This window comes from Nostoc sp. (assembly GCF_036916975.1).
Lineage (GTDB): Bacteria > Cyanobacteriota > Cyanobacteriia > Cyanobacteriales > Nostocaceae > Nostoc.
In genome coordinates this window covers 21,387-39,325 of the sequence record NZ_JBALFF010000007.1, presented here as the reverse complement: position 1 = coordinate 39,325, position 17,939 = coordinate 21,387, and the positions used below count along the sequence as shown (strand labels likewise).

Sequence of the window (17,939 nt, the reverse complement as noted above, 5' to 3'; positions counted from 1 at the left end):
CCTCATCCCCTAACCCCTTCTCCCATATGAAGGGAGAAGGGGAACTAGAATTATGTCTCTCCTCTCCCATATGAAGGGAGAAGAGGGAACTAGAATTATGTCTCCCCTCTCCCGGAATCGGGAGAGGGGCTGGGCGTGAGGGATGGGAGAAGGGGAACTAGAATTATGTCTCCCCTCTCCCGGAATCGGGAGAGGGGCTGGGGGTGAGGGAAAGCCAAAATTGTGATGCTCCCAAAGGGTCAGGCGATCGCCTATTTCACTGTTATCAGCTTAAGGTAAGCTGATAGTGTCAAAATGTTAAGTGTATAGTTTATTTGCAAACACACTTATGCCGAAAGCAATTTGGAATGGCGCAGTTTTAGCCGAGAGCGATCGCACCGTAGTTGTGGAAAACAACCATTATTTCCCTGCTGACACCATTAACAAGCAATACTTCACAGACAGTAATACCCACAGTACTTGTCCTTGGAAAGGTGTCGCTAGCTACTACAGTATCGACGTTGATGGACAAATTAATAAAGATGCTGCTTGGTACTATCCCAGCGCCAAGGAGAAGGCTAAAAATATTGAGGGTTATGTGGCTTTTTGGAAAGGTGTAAAAGTTGAGGCTTAATAAAGGTTCCAGAAATATTTTATTTCTAGAAAATTGATTCAGAATTTCCACCAATCATCAGACTAAATTTTGTGGGGGTTGGCTTGTGTCAGCCTCCACAGTTTTAAAGTATTTGCTGATTTATGCCTTCGCCTTGTGAAATGCTGCAAAATTTCTCTTCGCCAGCCAAGCCAGACTACAAGCAAGGATACTACCAGCGATGCCTACGGCGAGCTTCGCTAACGCGCTAGGTTCGGGTACTGGTTTGGATATAATAAAACCATTAGGGATTGTAAGAGTTATATTACCTCCTAGTCCTGAATGATTGCTACCAGCAGAACTCGCGCTTGGTTTGCGGACTGGTTTCAATATAACAAGGTCAGGGGTTATAAGAGTTATGTTACCTCCTCTTCCTGAATGATTGCTATCAGATGCGATTGCGCCTGGTTCGGGTATTGGTTTCGATATAAAAGCACCGGGGTTCAATATAAGAGTAGTGGCTGTAATACTTATTTCGCCTCCTGCTCCTGAATGATTGCTACCAGCAGAACTCGCGCTTGGTTCGGCTACTTTTGTCGGTAAAACATCACTTTTAATAGTTATAGCGTCACTAGCTGTAACTATTAGATTGCCTGCTGATCCTGAATTATTGCTACCACCGTTAATATCCAGCGTACCAGTAGAGATATTTACAGGGCTGCTGTTGATGGTGTAATTGGAAGTCCCGATGTTACTATCGCCTTCAATACTTACTAGACTAGCATTAATCTCAGTATTATTGCTGCTAACTAGTTGACTACGATCAGTGAGCGTCACATCATTAGCATTAATCTTAATATTGTTGCTGCTGATAGTGCTATTGATAAGTCTTAAGTTACTATCTATCTTAAAATTGTCGCCGCTAACAGTACTATTGACAAAGGCTAGGTTACTAGAATTGTAAGCATTGAAATTACCAGCGATCGCTAGCCCAGAAAATGTAACATTGGCGGCGCTAATGTCAAACACTGGGAAGTGATTATTGCTGCTGATGGTAAGTAAATTAGCACCTGGGCCATTAATAGTCAGATTCTTAGCGTAGGCGTAGCCCGTCGCAGGTATCGCAAGTGCGCCACTTGTCAAGTTAATTGTACTGGGATGACTTCCCAATAAGAACTCTACCACGTCATTGCTAGTTGCTATGTTAATAGTGTCTCGCAACGAGCCAACGCCACTGTCATTAAGATTGTTAACCGTTAAGGTAGCAGCTTGTGCTGATTCCACTTGCATTATTACCCAACTCAAAGCAACGCCTGTGGAAATAGCTTGAACGACAGCCTTTTTTATATTGTTTTTTGTCATCTAAAACTCCTTGTATTAATTTAGAAAAATTCCAAAACTCTGGGATATTATTTCTACATCTTTTAACTGAATATTAATCATCTTTATGAATTAATTTTAGTTGGTTTTAGCCATGCAAAAACCTGTGCAACTGTTAAATTAAGTTGCAAAAATTCAGTTACAGGCGACCATCTATAAATTCACTAGCAGGCTCGGTTTCTGGCAATTTGAGGAACTCTGCTAAGGAAATTGATTTGTGCAGCGTGTGTGTCATAGCTGTGCAAATGCCATATTTGATTGGAATCTTAGCATTTTCTCAGGGCTATTTCATTCTATTTTTACGGCAGTTTTTAAGAATCTTTTTCAGAAAAATAAGAATTTAAACGCGATTTAAGTTGAGAACCGTAGTTTTTGCCCTCACCCTAAATCCCTCTCCCAAGTCTGGGAGAGGGACTTTGAAAACGTCACATTTTAGAATGAAATAGCCCTGGCATTTTCTGTCCTGGGATTTATCGCTTGGTGTACGGTTTACTGCCACTCATATAACTTTATAATTAGAGAGCCATTTGTGACGATAACTTCTGTATTGATAAGCTTTGCTTAAGCATTTGCAACAAAGGTATAATCATTTGCTAGAAATAAACAAACAATTGTTACTAAGGTTCAAGCATTTGTAACAACGGCTTCTATTTTTGTAACGAATGGACAAGCTGTGGTTACTACCGCGACTTTATTTCTAACATCGCTGCTGCAAAAGTACTCAAATTATTCTTGTATTTTAATCCACGGAGGTGGATTTTGTTTGTGTAGCCGCGATTTCTAATCGCCAAGGCAACTAGAAGCGGTGCGTTACCCTTTGGCGTTACGCAACGTAAGAAAATATCTCAAACCTAATTATGAATTATGAATTATGAATTATGAATTATTAATTAGACGCGCCCTTTTCTGCTACACTACGAATTATTTCCTCCAGCGTTTGGAGTAATTCTTGCTCGTTATAAGGTTTAGAAAAGTAAGCCCGCGCCCCTAATTGCATTGCCAATTGCCGATGTTTATTGCTACTACGAGAAGTCAGCATCGCAACAGGAATATTTTTTGTATCAACATCTGAATTTATCTTACCTAAAAAGCCATAACCATCAAGGCGAGGCATTTCAATATCACAAATTACTGCCTCAACTTTCAATCCACTATAAAGTTTTTCTAAGGCATCTTGACCGTCTTTAGCTTGCTCTACTTGATACCCTCCTTTTTCCAGGGTCAGCGCTAAAAAGCGACGAACATTAATCGAATCATCTACAATCAAAATTGTGCCTTTATGTTTAACAGAAGCTGCTGATATTTTGTCTTCATCAAATATTAGGAACGGTGTTTTTAACCTTGCTGATGGTAATTGAGTACCTTTAGGAGTCTGGCGATTTGTAGCAATCCAATACAGCAACTCATTAATATTAACTAGTGGCACTACTCGACCATCACCGAGAATTGTGCAGTTGCTAAAGCCTTCAGGTAAAGGTATATTTCCCTCAACTTGGCGAATAGCAACTTCCTGTTCACCCCAGCAACGGTCTATTTGGATTGCTACTGGCTGATTATTACCTTTAACTACTAAGACGCTGTTAGCATTAATTGCTGCTGGAGCTTCTAATTCGGAGCGATCGTAGCGCAGGCAATTAAACTCTAAATATTGAGTCAAGCGAATCAGTGGTAACATGTTTCCTTGCCAATTTAGAACTTCGCTACCTGCCATTTGGAAAACTCGCTCGTCTTGGAGTAAGGATATTTCTGAAATGACATCTGTGGGAAATGCTAATAGCATTTTGTTAATTTCTACCAGCAGAACTCGCGCCACGGAAAGGGTAAATGGTACTGATAAGGTGAAGGTAGTACCAACTCCTGGTTCCGTATCAACTTTCACATCTCCTCGAATCAGTTTAAGGTTGTTCCGAACCACATCCATACCGACACCGCGACCAGATAACGCTGTGACTTGTTCGGAGGTGGTAAAACCTGGTTCAAAAATTAGTGATAATAGTTCTTCATCACTAGCATTAGCGAGTAGAGAAGCATCCAATCCCATAGCTAAGGCGCGGATGCGAATTTTCTCCAGAGAAATGCCCCAACCATCGTCTCGGATAGTAATCAGGGTGCGATTGCTGCGGTGAGTAGCTGTAATTTCAATCAATCCTTGTTCTGGTTTCCCCAGAAGGCGGCGGGTGTTAGAGTCTTCAATACCATGATCGAAAGCGTTTCTTACCAGATGCATTAAAGGTTCGTTTAATGCTTCTAAAATGCTGCGTTCGATTAAAGTATTTCCACCTTCAATTTTTAACTGGACATTTTTCCCATATTCTACATTTAAATCGCGCAAGGCTCTAGGAAAACGTTCAATTAAATCGGACAGACGCCGCATTCGGATGTGATTTAGCTTTGTTTGTAACTGTTTGGATGTTTTGTTTAGTTTCCGAGCAATTTGGTCTGTATCATCTACACTGAGTTGCACATCAGTTGTAACTTCCTGTACTTGAACAATGGTTTCCATAACTTCCTGCGATCGCAAGTTTAAATCGTTATAGCGATCCATTTCTAAAGTATCAAATTCTCTCTCTATACCTTGTGTTTCTTGGCTATTTTCAACTTGCACCCCAGGTTGAGTAGAAATTTTGTCATAGACTATACGTAATTCCTGGTTTTCTCGGTCGAGAGTTTGGACTCGCTGGTTTAAGTTGCGAACGAGTTTGCGTAATCTTTCTAATTGCGAGTTTAACCCATTTCGCTGGACAATCAGTTCCCCAAATAAATCATTAATTTGCTCTAGTTGTTTGCTGGGAACTCGGACGCTATTTTCATGATCCCGCTCTTTAGCAACGCCATGCTCCCCTTTACCTTCGCCAAATTTAGCATCTGGAGAATTATTTTCTCGAGAAAATATTGTATTATGCTCAGTGACATTGACAGCATTAATATCATCGGCAAATTCTGGATCTACAAATGTAAAATTAGCAGCTATACCTGCGCCAGGCTGCGCCAACGCTTCATCATTAGTCCAATTTTCTCTAATGTTTTCTGGTTGCCAAACAGATGTTGAGACTACTTCTGTGTTTGTGGCAATATGTTGTATTATTTCTGCTGGTAATAGTGGCTGAGATTGCGTATAACTACTATTTAAGTCAAGTTCTGTAGGCAAGTTATCTAGTTGATTTGTCAGCACCAAAGCTTGCGATCGCCGCCATGCAAGCAATGCTAACCGGGCAATTTCAGGAATCCGCGAACTACTAACACTTTCCAATTGCTGCGTTACTGACTCACAAAGCTTGGTAAAATCAGCCAACTGGAGCATTTCACCCAAACCGCCCAATTCAGCCGCCATAATCACAACTTCTTCATGCAATCCGGGCTGTTCGCTATCTGCCAATATAGATTCTAGACGCTGTAAACACTCTTCTACTTCTGTGCCAAATAGCAAAGGGATAACATCTTGGCCATCTTCTGGAGATAGCATGGTTGAGGCATCCTCAGGGGTGGGGTCGCCCAAGCGATCGTGCAACTCATCAAAAATTGGGTAACAAAAGGTTGCTAACCATTGATCTTCGACAACGTTTCCTTCTGCAAGCAATTCTACAATCTGACGCAACCAGTCAACTCCAGATAGCAATAAACTTTGCAACTGAGTATCAATTTCCAGAGAATTTTTTTTAGTTTTTAAAACTTTAAAAGAATCTTCTAGACGATGAGCTAAATGACTTAGCGATTTAAATCCCATCATCCCCGCGCCACCTTTGATAGAATGAGCGGCTCGGAGTGCAGCATTAATTTTATCCAAATCGATGCGGTTACTAGTATCGATTTCCAGTAATACCCCTTCTAAAGTATTCAAGTAATCAGTTGCTTCTTCCAGAAACTGCATCTGGATTTCTAATTCTTTGTCTTGTAACATGATTTTTGTCCTTAGTCATTGGTCTTTGGTCATTAGTCATTGGTCATTGGTCATTGGTTATTAGTCATTAGTCATTGGTCATTAGTAAAAGGACAAAGGAGAAATGACAACGGACAAATAATAAAAGTCATTGGTCACTAACAAATAGCAACGAACAGAGGACAAATGACAAATGACAAATGACATTAACTAACTTTGAAAGCCTCGACAGTCTCTTGTAACTGATGGGAAATCTCCACAGTTTGTTGCAGAGATTCGGAAACTTGGCGAGAAGAATCGCTAGTGCGTTGTGATACAGCAGCGATATTTTTCATCAATTGGCTAACACTTTGCGATGTTTCAACCTGAGATGCAGTTGCAGTGGAAATCGACTGCACTAAGGAGTCAATTTCACGCGATACATCCAAAATTTCACTCAGACTTTGTTTAGCCTCCTCCACAATTCGAGTTCCTTCTACCACTTGAGTAGTGCCTATTTCCATCGCTTGTACCACTTCACTGGTTTCTCGTTGAATATTTTCAACAATTTGTTCAATTTCTTGGGTTGCTGCGGCACTTCTAACTGCTAGTTCGCCGACTTCTTCAGCCACTACGGCAAAACCTTGACCTTCTTCACCCGCACGCGCTGCTTCAATACCTGCGTTAATGGCTAGTAAGTTAGTTTGAATAGCGATTTGGTTAATTAAGGAAACCACGCGAGAAATTTGTTGCGAAGATTCTCCCAAACGTTTCACTTTCTTAGCAGTTTCACCCACAGTTTTCCGCAAAGACAGGATGTTTTGTACTGTTAAATCCATCGCGTGTCCACTCTTAGTAGCAGTGTGAGCCGCATGATTGGCAACGAAAGCAGCTTTTTCGGCGCTTTCGGCTACCGCTTGCATAGAGTGGGTCATTTGGTCAACAGCATCGAGGGTGTGGTTGATTTCGGCAGCTTGGGTGAGTGCTTCTTCTGCTAGGTGGCGGATGGCTCCTTCGTTAGAGCCAATGGCAGTATTAACGTGGGTGGCAGCTTCTTGAACTTGGGTAACAATATCCCGGAGGCTTTCTACAATGGAGTTGAAAAAGTCGGCAACAGTGCCTATTTCCCCAGCCGTTACGTCTGCACGTACTGTCAAGTCGCCTCTGGCTGCACCTTCTACGTTGTTGAGTAGTTCTAAAAGTTGCTGTTGCAGTGTTTCTTTTTGATGCCGTTCTTCGTCAGAACCGATTACTATAACATTCCTAGATTGTATCTCTTCTAATAACTTGGCTTGTTCTAAGGCATAGCCGATTTGAGTTGCTATCTGTTGAAACAAGTCAATTTCCGGCTGTTGCCAAACACGAGGAGTTTCGCACTGATGAGCAATTAATAATGATAAAAGCTGGCCTTGGGCAAGAATTGGTACGATTAAATTACCTTTGACAGCAAATTTTTCTAAAAGTTGCATGTAACTGGTGGCATTTTTCAAGCTTTGGTCTTGATGAATGTTTGCAATTGCTTGCACCTGTCCATACTGATCGGTTTCTAGATAACGTTCCCGAAAATAGGGATTGTCAATTTTCACTCCGAGCATTTCCGGCCAATTATCAGTTACCGATTCAGCAACGACAACGCCATTGCCAGTATTTTGATTTAGACTATAAATGATTACCCTGTCTGTTTTTAGCGATCGCTGAACTTCTTTTACTGCTACGTGATAAATATCTTCAGTTTTGAGGCTTCTCCGAATTCGTAGGGTAATATCTGTTAGTAATTTTGCCCCTTCAACGTCCAGTTCTTGTTCCTTAACTAAGACCTGCAATTGTTCGGCCATCTGGTTGATATTTGCACTCAATAGCCCTAATTCGTCTTCTCTTTCGATTTCCAGACGGGTATTAAATTTACCTTGACCAAGCTTTGCTAAGGCCGTAGTCGCATTTAAAATTGGCTGTGTAGTAAGTTTAGCTAACCGAGATGCGATCGCACCTACAATTAATGCTGTAACTGCTGTGCCAATAGTTATAATCCACAACAATTGTCTTTGCGGCTCAAATACAATTGCTGTGTCTGTAGATAAAAGTACTTGCCAGTTTAAATCTGATAAGCCATCTAACTTACTGGCTGGTACGTAGCTGACTAGTTCTTCTTTTTTGTCAGTTTTAGGAACTTCTATAAAACTATCTACCTTATTGGCTGCTACCAGTTTAGGTAAACTAGAATACTCTCCCTTTGCCTCTTTCCCTAATAATTCCTTTTCTGGACTCAAGAAAACTTTTCCTGAAGCATCGAGCAAATGGTATTGTTGTCCATTTGCTCCGTAGTTTTTGATGACTTCCTCTAAAGATTTTACGGGCATCCGCGCCCTTACCACACCAATGGTTTGGCCTGTACTTGTCTCTTTCACAGGTGCAGCTATATAAATACTTACTACACCAGTATTCTTTGCTGCTTCAGGTTTACTGATGACAGGAGTATCTTTTTGTAAAGCCTCTTGAAAGTAAGTGCGGTCTTTTTGGTTCTCTAGGGGTTCGCCTGTGGATTGGACAATCAAGTTACCTTGGCGATTAAAAACAGCAACGCTGTCGTAAACTTTGTAGGCTTCGACAACTCGATCTAGGACTGCTTGTTTATCTTGAGTAGTAATACTTACACTAGCTTGGGGACTTGTCAAAAAAAGTAAACTTGATATGATCTGAATATCCCCGTATCGCCCCAACATAAAACGGTTAACTTTATCACTTAAGCCAATGGCTTCAGCTTGTTGAGATTGGGTAATTTGCTTAGTAATCGATTTGTTGGCAAAGCTAAAAGCGAGCGCGCCGATGCCCAATACTGGTATTATACCGATTGCGATCGCTAAAATAGTCGCTTTTTTAGCCAATCCGAGTTTTGTAAAAGAGGTAATAGCCTGATTTTGCAAAGAATTATTAGCCGTTTCACTAGTAGTCTTAGCTGGTAGCTTTATGGCACTACCACTTATTTTTTGGGATGAAATCAGTGATCCTCTATTTTGAGCGCCACTACCTTGATTCGCATTGGTTTTATTAAACATAAAAGTAATTCTCCTAACTATGTGAATAAGAACACTAAAAATCTTTTTTAGTAATACACCCTAATCACTGCGGAGAATAGAAGACTGCACAATTGCCTGAGCATCTAATACTAGTAAGATTTCTTCTTGTTGCACAACGCACCCAGATAAATAAGGAACTAAACTAGATGCCACTTGTCCTATAGGAGAATGAATATCATCAGAGATAAACTTAATCGTACCTTTTATTTCTTGCACAACTAAACTTAACACCAATGATTCCGCTTGGATAACGATCGCACTATATTGTCGCAGTCGATAATCTAAGGATTCTAAATTGAGCATTCTTGGCAAATCAACAACCCAAATTATTCGACTCCGCCAATTCATTAATCCTAATATACAGGAGGGCATATTAGGTATTGAGGTTACAGATTCAATCGGTACAAGAATTGCTTCTTGCGTATGTTTCATTGATAAAACAGCAGCAGTCTGTTGATTTAGCTGAAACTTCAGATAACCGTCTGCTAAATTATTTTGGGTTTCTTTTGAAGGAAGTGTAATGTTTATACTAGTCATTGATTCAAATTACCACTGATTTAATAGTACGTAGCAGATGTTCGCGGGTGTAAGGCTTAGTTATGTAGGCATCTGCACCTTGTCTCATCGCCCATAAACGGTCAATTTCTTGATTTTTGGAACTACAAACTACAATTGGCACTTTTGCAGTAATCGGATTTCTTCTGAGATAACGACACAATTCAAATCCGCTCATTTCTGGCATTACTACATCAGTAACGATCGCATCTGGTTTTTCTAACACAGCTTTTTCTAAACCTTCTTTTGCACCACTTGCTTTAATTACGTTGTAACCACTTTCTTTCAGATAATGGCTCATCAATTCCAATTCACTGGGAGAATCTTCTACAATCAGAATTGTGCCAAGTAAAGTCAGACTCACTATTAAATCTCCTAAAAAAATAAATTAAAGATGTTAGCATTTTTTATTAGATAGAATTCAGGAGTCAGGAGTCAGAATTAAAAATTTAATTAGCATAGCTTCTTAATAGCTTCCTAATTCATAACTCCTAAATTAACCAAGATGTTTAAAAACCATTTTTAGCAATTCTGATTGTGTAAAAGGCTTAGTCAAATATCCTGATGACCTAACCAGCTTCGCCTTAGCCCTGTCGATAAATCCTGTTCTACCAGTCACCATAATAATAGGTGTATGTTTAAAACTTGAATGTTTTCGTAATAAAGAACATAGCTCATAGCCATCTAGACTTGGCATTTCAACATCTAGCAAAATCAGATCGGGTTTACTCCGAATAATTTGCATTAAAGCCTTCACAGGATCGTTGACCATCACAACTGAAAATGTGTTTTCATCCAAAAACTGTTTGATGGAATTCAAAACTGTTTGGCTGTCATCAATGCAGGCAATTGTATATAGTTTTTTGCCAACAGGTAGCTGAGTAGTTTTATTATTTTCAGCAATATCAAAATTGATTGGAATCGATAACTTCTGCCCAAGTTTTATTTGCAGTTGTGGCTGAGTTTGAGACGGTTGTACTCTAGACAAAACTTGGGAACCCCCACCAGCCGGAATTGATGACTGGATATTTTGCCGATTTCGTAACTGCTTTTGACAGTGTTCAACAAGTAACCGCAAATCTAGGCGACAGAACTTTGGTAGTTCATCTAAAGAGCTTTCTGGGCTGAATTCATAGCTACCTTCTTTTAAACACAGAAATGATTCCAGTACTTCTTTTGCTAATTCGTCTATCAAGCTTGCTGCTTGCACAGAAGTAATATAATCCTGATTTACCAACCAACAAATAGCTTGGTAATCTGCATTGGGTATTGATTGCTGTTCATTCTTCGTCTCAAACATCAGCCGCATCTGCACACGAGTGGCGCTGTTGAGAGCAGGAATTTGCTGGCTCAAGCGTCGCAAGTGACTGTCAAGCCGCTCAAACAGTTTATCTGAATAGGAGGCATAAGTAAGTTTGCCGTCCTCTAGATAAATTGACCAAGAAACTATTCCAGTAAATATATTTAAGCACCCTGTAGCACGCCGACTGGTTAATTGTGCCAACAGAGATAGCGGATGTAGTTTCTGGAACAACTTGTAGCTACCTATAGGAGTTGTACTCATTTTGCTTTTACTTCAGCTAAATTCGATACGTGTAAACTAAATTCGTATAGAGTTATTCCACAATTGACATTGAGTAAAAAACATCAAGGTTTTGTATTTTTAAGTACATCAGCTTAATTCTCGACTTTGTGGTGAAACTCAACGAAAACAGCGTTATTTTTAAACGATCAAATCTCAGTAAATCGGTAAATTATGATTAATTTACTTTCTGTTACTGAGATTTACAGGCATTTTTGGAGAATAAGACATAAAAATGTCAAGACTAGATGAAGCCACTTTCCATTGAGTAACCCCAATCTGACCACAGGAATAATACTGATTTTGTAGATAGTGATATATTTGGATTTATGTATTTACACTGAAGTTAAATCTAGTTTTTAAGCAAGTAAAGGCTATATGAAGCCACTTTGCTTGGAGTAATTTCAACTTGACCACAGTAATAATACTGATTTATTGATAATAATAAATTTATTTTTTAATATTTATACTTAAAAACCTAGATAAAACAGAATACAAAACTTATCTTTTGTAGCGACAGCGTAACGCACCGAAACTACTCGGAATGGTGCGGTGCGTTAAGAACGTAACGCACTCTACCTACGAAAGAAAGTAGTAGGTTATTAAATCCACGTTTTTTATATTTGAAACGGATGCTGGCTGAAGATATTTTTATCGCCATCCCGCCCAGAACTGAAGTTCTGGGCTAATAGCTAAAGTCCACTCAAGTGGACTAAAATTTTCACTGTTATTGAGTATAGCTATTTACATCGCTTAAAATCTTATATTTAGTCCTCTTGAGACGACTTTAGCTATAAGCCTTGGAATAAATTCCAAGGCGGGATAGAAACGAAGCCAAGATTTATCAAGATATTGGCAGGATCTCTTATGCGTAAGTCCTATTTAGGCAATATTTAAATAGGCTGGTAGGGATACCTGAACTTTTAACTCAAGTATCACTACCAGCCTAGATAAGGCAATTCAATTTATAAAAAGTGCGGATGAAAGGACTTGAACCTTCACTCCTTTCGGAACTAGAACCTAAATCTAGCGCGTCTGCCAATTCCGCCACATCCGCATCAGTTTACTATCATACCATAAGAAATTATTTTTTGGGAACAGGGAATGGGGAGCAAGAAAGAAAAGTTTTCCCCTCTGCCTCTTTTCAATGTCCAATGCCCAATTACATAACTGCAACACGAGGCAGACGATGCTTAAACCCACAGAGAATTTCCCAGGAAATAGTGTTTAGTTGTTCTGCCCAATCGTCTGCTGAAATTTTTTCTTTTCCCTGTTCCCCTAGTAAGGTGACTACTTCCCCTTCTTGGATATTGGGTATAGCACTTACATCCAGCATCAATTGATCCATTGTAATTGTCCCGATTTGCGAAACTCGCTGACCGCGAATTAACACTTGCATTTTGTTGGAAAGATTACGAGGCACACCGTCAGCATAGCCAATTCCGACGACGGCGAGGCAAAGTTCACGCGGGGCAATAAATTTATGCCCGTAACTAACAGCTGTTCCTGCGGCAATTGTTTTAACTTGGGTGACTCTTGCTTTAAGTTGCAAAACCGGCTTGAGATCGATCGCATTTTGTAAATGGGTTGCTGGGTAGAGTCCGTAAACTGCTAAACCTACTCGCACAATGTCGTAGTGCAATGCCGGATTTGTCAGTGCAGCAGCTGAGTTTGCCAAATGTAAGCAGGGTGGCTCAATTCCCATTGCTTTTATTTGAGCGATCGCTTCTTCAAATCGTCTATGCTGTTCTTCCATTGCCGTAGTATCAGGATCATCTGCGGTTGCCAAATGAGAATAAATACTGGCAATAGATAGATGTGGTAAGCGCTGCACTAATTGCACAAATTCACCAGCTTGCTGCCAATTAGTACCCAGCCTAGACATTCCCGTGTCTAATTTGATGTGTACGGGGATTGGAGAACCATAATTCATCGATTCTAGAGTGTCGGAAAATACTAAAGCTTGTTTAGGGCTACAGAGTGTGGGCTGAAGTTTCCAATGTGCGATCGCATGAATCTGCTCTGGTGTATGAGTTGCTCCTAAAATCAAAATGGGCGCTTCAATCCCCCCTTCTCGCAATTGAATCGCTTCTGGAACTGTAGCGACTCCCAGCCAACTAGCTCCCGATTCGATTGCAGTTTCGGCGACTGTTACCGCTCCATGTCCATAGGCATCAGCTTTTACTACTGCCATCAACTCAGTATGCGGCGATAAAAACTCCACCAATTGTTGTACATTGTCCGACAACGCCCCTAAGTCAATTTCTACCCAAGCTCGTTGCGAAAACCACTCATAGGTGTCGCACTGCTGATTAGAAACTACACCAGGGGTTTGTTTGCGACTTAACATTTGTACTGACTCCTATCCCACCACGGCTAAAATTCCAAGTTATCTATCCACGCTTACTAAAGCCAGATCAGATTAAATCAATTCGCAATTACGAATTGAATGCCTAAATCTAAATCCCCGTCACAAAACGCGCTGCCTGTCTTGCTGGGGACTTAAACCCCCAAAGTTTGTTAAATAGAAAGTGTAACCTTCATCTTAGAATTGATACAAGATATTACGGTAGTAAACTAAAAGTTAAGAATTATGAGTTGGCAGCACCAGAGGCACTTCTCACTTTTAAAGTTCTAAATCATAACTTAATTGCCGAATTCTCTTGAAAGTATAATTTATTCTCATCTCTTAGCCGGGTGTATTTGTGTTAACATTTATGTAAAGCTAATACCCTGAGCGCAAGATAAATGGGGAAGGTTTTAGTCTTAAACGCCTCTTACGAACCTCTCAATATAACGAGTTGGCGTCGCGCTGTCGTTCTGTTAATCAAAGGCAAAGCAGAACGCGTGGAACACAACGGTAAATTCCTATACTCGGATTTTCCGTTGCCGACCGTGATCCGGTTGCGTCATTACGTGCGTGTTCCTTATAAAGAAATTCCTCTGACTCGCCGAAATATCTTGCATCGTGACGGTCATGCGTGTCAATACTGTAATTATACAGGGGATGAGTTGACCTTAGACCATGTAATACCGCGATCGCGCGGCGGAGGCGATAGCTGGGAGAACATTGTGACCGCTTGTGTGCGTTGCAATGTAAAAAAAGGCAGTCGCACTCCCCATGAAGCTCACATGCCTTTACGTCATCCTCCTCGCCAACCTTATAGCAGCCTATATTTTGAGGTCAGCAAACATCTTAAGAGTGGACTGCATACAGAGTGGCAAAAGTATGTTATAGGTCTTTGAGCAAAGGAGCAAAGGAAAAAAATACATTTTTGCTTTAAAACAGTGCCAATAACTAAAGTTATCAATTGTTGAAAAATTGGTGGCTATATTGGTTAGAACAAATGCGATCGCCTCTCGGAAACAGGCGCAATGCCTCAAAGCTCAAGCCTCTACATTTGTGTATGGGGCTTGCCCTTTGCTCCCTGGCTTCTTTGCTTGGGAGACGCTAAAAGCGATTTGCCGAATTGCACTAGTACAGCACGGTGTAAATAAGCAGACCATTGAAAAGCCCTAAAGAGCTTATTCCATAATACTTTTGAATGCGTGAATGCGTGACTTGTGCCTTGCGGTACTAGGCTTCACTCTAAATTATGATAATTTTCAAAGGGGACAAAAAACCCGCATTGTTCAAAAAAAATAATTGTTAATTGCTCAATAGTCCCAATAATGAGATTATTAAGCATAAGAATATTTCAAATATCAAGGACTAACCCTAAAGTATAAGATAGAAAGTGTACCCTAAGTCAGATTAAAATCCCCCTAATTGAATTTAGGACAGACAAAAAAAGCTCATCAAACAGATTTATGCTGTCAGATACAGCCCTGCATACTACACTTTCTTGCTTCCAGCACTTATACGCGGTTTAGTGGAATTTAGTTAATTGTTGACCATTGTTGAGTGCTGCTGAGTCCTGCTGTGACTGACAAAAATATACTCAGATGTATAGTGCAATGTGCTGATATTTTTGCGAAGATCAAAATAATGTGGCTAAATTCAGTGAATTTCTGATTATAGTATTTCTGAATTAAAGGAGCCTCACACTTAAAAAAAAGTTCCCTATGTACTTGAATTCTCCCGTTACTCAGTTTGAGAGTTTGTCATTGACCGCAGAGCCAAACCCAGAGGAACCTGAAATAGAGAAAACGCCAGTGGAAGTTTCATTTAAAAGTTCGTCATTACCGCCATCGGTAGGTGAAGGAGCTATATATCTTAATCAGCGTGGTAATTCCCTGGCACAACAAAAGTCAGAAGAACTGCAAAGAAGCCTTCTGGCACACCGACACGATCGCCAACTCGTAATTCTACAAGATTTTCCCGATCCTGATGCCCTTTCCTGTGCCTGGGCTTATCAGTTAATTGCCCAGCAATATGATATCAAATGTGAAATCATTTATGCTGGTGCATTAAGCCATCAAGAAAATATTGCTTTAGTAAGGTTGACTAATTTACCTATCCAACGATGGACGCCGCAAACCTTGAAAAGCAAGGATTTGTCATGTTATCAAGGTTTTGTATTAATTGATAACCAGGGAACCACTTCACAGCTACTGTCAGCAGTGCAGCAGGCTAGAATTCCCCTAGTAGTCTTGATCGACCATCACAGTATCCAAGGCGATCTGCAATCAGAGTTTGAGGATATCCGTCCGTATGTAAGAGCGACGGCAACAATTTTTACCCAATACCTCCAAACGGGATTATTGGCATTAGATAGCAGCATAAATCAACACGTAAAATGCGCTACTGCCTTGATGCACGGCTTGCGATCGGATACAAATCGGTTAATGCAAGCCCAAGAAGAAGACTTTATGGCAGCTGCGTATTTAAGCCGATTTTATGACGCACAACTGCTAAACGCCATTTTACAGGCGAACCGTTCCAAACGGGTAATGGATGTGATCGAGCGATCGCTAAAAAATCGCATCGTCCAAAATAACTTTTCCATCGCTGGTGTTGGTTACTTACGCTACGAAGACCGTGACGCCATCCCCCAAGCGGCTGATTTTCTCGTTACTGAAGAAAACGTCCACACCGCCGTAGTTTATGGCATTGTTCACGATGAAGACGAAGAACTAGAAATAGTCATCGGTTCCCTGAGAACCAGCAAACTTACCCTTGACCCCGATGAATTCATCAAAGAAGCCTTTGGACAAGATAGTGCAGGGCGCTTTTTTGGTGGTGGAAGGACAAGCGCAGGCGGCTTTGAAATCCCAATGGGCTTCTTATCTGGCAGTAACGAAAATTCCGCCTATGCGAAAATGAAATGGGAAGTATTCGAGGCTCAAATTAAGCAAAAACTGCTGAGGTTAGTTAATCCCAGAGACAACCCGATTCAGTCAGAGTAGAGGGAAAAGGAGATGGAGAGAACTCCTAACTCATGCAGCAGTCAAAGTGTTTGGTCAAATAGCATCCCTTCCCGACTTTTATCAAAGTCGGGAATTTGGGTTTTATGACGAAGGCTGAACTAAATCAAAGTTAACTTGCGCCTACCTATTTTGTTGCCAAAAGGAGCGCCATGAAGTCGATAAAACTCCAAATCTTACAAACTCTGTATGAGCAAGATTTTTATGCTTGGGTAGAGCAGACAGCAGAGATTTTGCGATGTCTACGACGGGCTTCGCCTACGCACCACTGGGACACGCTGGATTTAGAACACTTAATTGAGGAAGTAGTGGACTTGGGTAAGGGTCTACAGCGAGCGTTGCAAAGTGCGTTACGGTCAGTCTTATCGCATTTGCTCAAGTGCAAGTATCAACCAGAACATCGCAGTCACAGTTGGCAAGTGACCATTACCCGTGAGCGACTGAATATAGACGAATTGCTGCAAGAAAGTCCTAGCTTACGGCGTTTTTTAAATGATGCCGAGTGGATTAATAGTACTTATCAAAGAGCGCGGCGAGAGGCGATGGTGGAAAGGGGTTTATCAGAAGAGAAGTTTGCGATCGCTTGTCCGTTTTCTGTTGAGGAAGTTTTAGACGATGGACTAGCTAGGGCTTATGCGAAGGAATTAAATGTTGCATTCACAGGTACTCTGGGTATTTTTCTCAAAGCAAAACAAGCAGGATATCTGAATATGCTCTCCCCTTTGCTTAACCAGTTAAACTCTCTTGGTTTTCGTATAGATAGATTCTGAAACACAGCGATTTGTCTTAAAACTTGCAGATGAGGATTCCTGATTTCTGAATCAACCAACGGGATTACAGATTTATTCAAGGTTTAAACCTATTGCCATATCCATAACACGTTCCACGCGTTGCACCGAACAGATGGCAAATCAACGAATACGTAATATTGATTAAGATTAGGATAAGTTAATTCACACCAAACGTAAATCCTAACTAAGCACGGGCTACGCCCCGCTATGCTAACAGAACTCAAAGTATGGAACTATATTTAATTCGTCATGGCATCGCCGAAGACAAGGGATTAGGCATCAAGGATGAGGAGCGCAGCCTTACCAAAGAAGGACGGCAAAAAACTGAGAAAGTTGCCCAGAAACTTGTTAAATTGGGATTAAACTTTGATTTGATTCTCACCAGCCCCTTAGTGCGGGCCCGGCAAACAGCTGATATTCTGATAGCAGAAAAACTAAGCTCCAAATTAGAGGAATCTAGCTACCTCGCCCACGATGGTCAAATTTCTAGTTGGTTAAAAGACTGGTTAGAGCCAAGAAATTATTCCCAAAATACCCAACTGGCGGTGGTTGGACACGAACCTGATTTGACCAATTGGGCAGAAATTCTTCTATGGGGGGAAGTCAAAGGAAGCTTAGTCTTGAAAAAAGCAGGTATGATTGGGATAAAACTACCAGAAACAGGTTCTCCTCTGGGTCGGAGTCAGATGTTTTGGTTGACACCACCCAAGTACCTGCTATAACAGTTTTTCAACATTCCCAATTGTTGTTAGAAGGGCTACTG

At 40.8% G+C, this 17,939-nt stretch carries 13 protein-coding genes and 1 tRNA gene; 6 read left to right on the top strand and 8 right to left on the bottom strand.

Annotation, left to right across the window (positions count from 1 at the left end):
* The first annotated feature begins 328 nt into the window (after positions 1 to 328).
* Positions 329 to 613 carry a DUF427 domain-containing protein gene (locus V7K73_RS01250; RefSeq protein ID WP_334876391.1) on the top strand — a complete coding sequence of 95 codons (285 nt, stop codon included), beginning with the start codon at positions 329 to 331 and terminating at the stop codon, positions 611 to 613.
* Positions 614 to 733: 120 nt separating this feature from the next.
* Here the strand turns inward: V7K73_RS01250 and V7K73_RS01245 are convergent, their stop codons facing one another.
* The 8 genes from V7K73_RS01245 to alr form a co-directional block, all read right to left on the bottom strand.
* On the bottom strand, positions 734 to 1,933 hold the full coding sequence (locus V7K73_RS01245; protein ID WP_334876389.1) for a hypothetical protein: 1,200 nt from the start codon (positions 1,931 to 1,933) through the stop codon (positions 734 to 736).
* A 904-nt stretch (positions 1,934 to 2,837) separates the two neighbouring features.
* Complete coding sequence (locus V7K73_RS01235) at positions 2,838 to 5,849, bottom strand: hybrid sensor histidine kinase/response regulator (protein ID WP_334876387.1); 3,012 nt, start codon at positions 5,847 to 5,849, stop codon at positions 2,838 to 2,840.
* 185 nt (positions 5,850 to 6,034) lie between these two features.
* Positions 6,035 to 8,860: a methyl-accepting chemotaxis protein gene (locus V7K73_RS01230; protein WP_334876385.1), complete on the bottom strand. Its 2,826-nt coding sequence runs from the start codon at positions 8,858 to 8,860 to the stop codon at positions 6,035 to 6,037.
* 60 nt (positions 8,861 to 8,920) lie between these two features.
* Positions 8,921 to 9,418 (bottom strand): chemotaxis protein CheW, encoded by a 498-nt coding sequence (locus V7K73_RS01225; RefSeq protein WP_334876383.1) that lies wholly within the window; start codon positions 9,416 to 9,418, stop codon positions 8,921 to 8,923.
* A 4-nt stretch (positions 9,419 to 9,422) separates the two neighbouring features.
* Positions 9,423 to 9,800 carry a response regulator transcription factor gene (locus V7K73_RS01220; protein WP_190890190.1) on the bottom strand — a complete coding sequence of 126 codons (378 nt, stop codon included), beginning with the start codon at positions 9,798 to 9,800 and terminating at the stop codon, positions 9,423 to 9,425.
* A 132-nt stretch (positions 9,801 to 9,932) separates the two neighbouring features.
* The gene (locus tag V7K73_RS01215; RefSeq protein WP_334876380.1) at positions 9,933 to 11,000 is read right to left on the bottom strand and encodes a response regulator; all 1,068 of its coding nucleotides are present in this window, start codon (positions 10,998 to 11,000) and stop codon (positions 9,933 to 9,935) included.
* Positions 11,001 to 11,993: 993 nt separating this feature from the next.
* Positions 11,994 to 12,075: transfer RNA gene (locus V7K73_RS01210), tRNA-Leu, on the bottom strand.
* 105 nt (positions 12,076 to 12,180) lie between these two features.
* Positions 12,181 to 13,368 carry an alanine racemase gene (alr, locus tag V7K73_RS01205; protein WP_334876378.1) on the bottom strand — a complete coding sequence of 396 codons (1,188 nt, stop codon included), beginning with the start codon at positions 13,366 to 13,368 and terminating at the stop codon, positions 12,181 to 12,183.
* Between the two features lie 398 nt (positions 13,369 to 13,766).
* On the opposite strand from alr, the gene V7K73_RS01200 reads away from it, so the two are divergent.
* From V7K73_RS01200 to sixA, 5 genes are all read left to right on the top strand, one after another.
* The gene (locus tag V7K73_RS01200; RefSeq protein WP_334876376.1) at positions 13,767 to 14,264 is read left to right on the top strand and encodes an HNH endonuclease; all 498 of its coding nucleotides are present in this window, start codon (positions 13,767 to 13,769) and stop codon (positions 14,262 to 14,264) included.
* Positions 14,265 to 14,343: 79 nt separating this feature from the next.
* Positions 14,344 to 14,538, top strand: coding sequence for a hypothetical protein (locus tag V7K73_RS01195; RefSeq protein ID WP_334876375.1), 195 nt, complete (start codon positions 14,344 to 14,346; stop codon positions 14,536 to 14,538).
* A 545-nt stretch (positions 14,539 to 15,083) separates the two neighbouring features.
* Positions 15,084 to 16,367, top strand: a complete 1,284-nt coding sequence (locus tag V7K73_RS01190; RefSeq protein ID WP_334876373.1) for a DHH family phosphoesterase — start codon at positions 15,084 to 15,086, stop codon at positions 16,365 to 16,367.
* A gap of 170 nt (positions 16,368 to 16,537) precedes the next feature.
* Positions 16,538 to 17,155: a DUF29 family protein gene (locus tag V7K73_RS01185; protein ID WP_334876371.1), complete on the top strand. Its 618-nt coding sequence runs from the start codon at positions 16,538 to 16,540 to the stop codon at positions 17,153 to 17,155.
* A gap of 248 nt (positions 17,156 to 17,403) precedes the next feature.
* Positions 17,404 to 17,898: a phosphohistidine phosphatase SixA gene (gene sixA, locus V7K73_RS01180; protein ID WP_334876369.1), complete on the top strand. Its 495-nt coding sequence runs from the start codon at positions 17,404 to 17,406 to the stop codon at positions 17,896 to 17,898.
* The last annotated feature ends 41 nt before the right edge of the window (positions 17,899 to 17,939 follow it).

Excerpts from the sequence above, each read along its gene's own strand:
- V7K73_RS01250 (WP_334876391.1), top strand. The coding sequence starts at position 329 with ATGCCGAAAGCAATTTGGAATGGCGCAGTTTTAGCCGAGAGCGATCGC.
- V7K73_RS01245 (WP_334876389.1), bottom strand. The coding sequence starts at position 1,933 with ATGACAAAAAACAATATAAAAAAGGCTGTCGTTCAAGCTATTTCCACA.
- V7K73_RS01235 (WP_334876387.1), bottom strand. The coding sequence starts at position 5,849 with ATGTTACAAGACAAAGAATTAGAAATCCAGATGCAGTTTCTGGAAGAA.
- V7K73_RS01230 (WP_334876385.1), bottom strand. The coding sequence starts at position 8,860 with ATGTTTAATAAAACCAATGCGAATCAAGGTAGTGGCGCTCAAAATAGA.
- V7K73_RS01225 (WP_334876383.1), bottom strand. The coding sequence starts at position 9,418 with ATGACTAGTATAAACATTACACTTCCTTCAAAAGAAACCCAAAATAAT.
- V7K73_RS01215 (WP_334876380.1), bottom strand. The coding sequence starts at position 11,000 with ATGAGTACAACTCCTATAGGTAGCTACAAGTTGTTCCAGAAACTACAT.
- alr (WP_334876378.1), bottom strand. The coding sequence starts at position 13,368 with ATGTTAAGTCGCAAACAAACCCCTGGTGTAGTTTCTAATCAGCAGTGC.
- V7K73_RS01200 (WP_334876376.1), top strand. The coding sequence starts at position 13,767 with ATGGGGAAGGTTTTAGTCTTAAACGCCTCTTACGAACCTCTCAATATA.
- V7K73_RS01190 (WP_334876373.1), top strand. The coding sequence starts at position 15,084 with ATGTACTTGAATTCTCCCGTTACTCAGTTTGAGAGTTTGTCATTGACC.
- V7K73_RS01185 (WP_334876371.1), top strand. The coding sequence starts at position 16,538 with ATGAAGTCGATAAAACTCCAAATCTTACAAACTCTGTATGAGCAAGAT.
- sixA (WP_334876369.1), top strand. The coding sequence starts at position 17,404 with ATGGAACTATATTTAATTCGTCATGGCATCGCCGAAGACAAGGGATTA.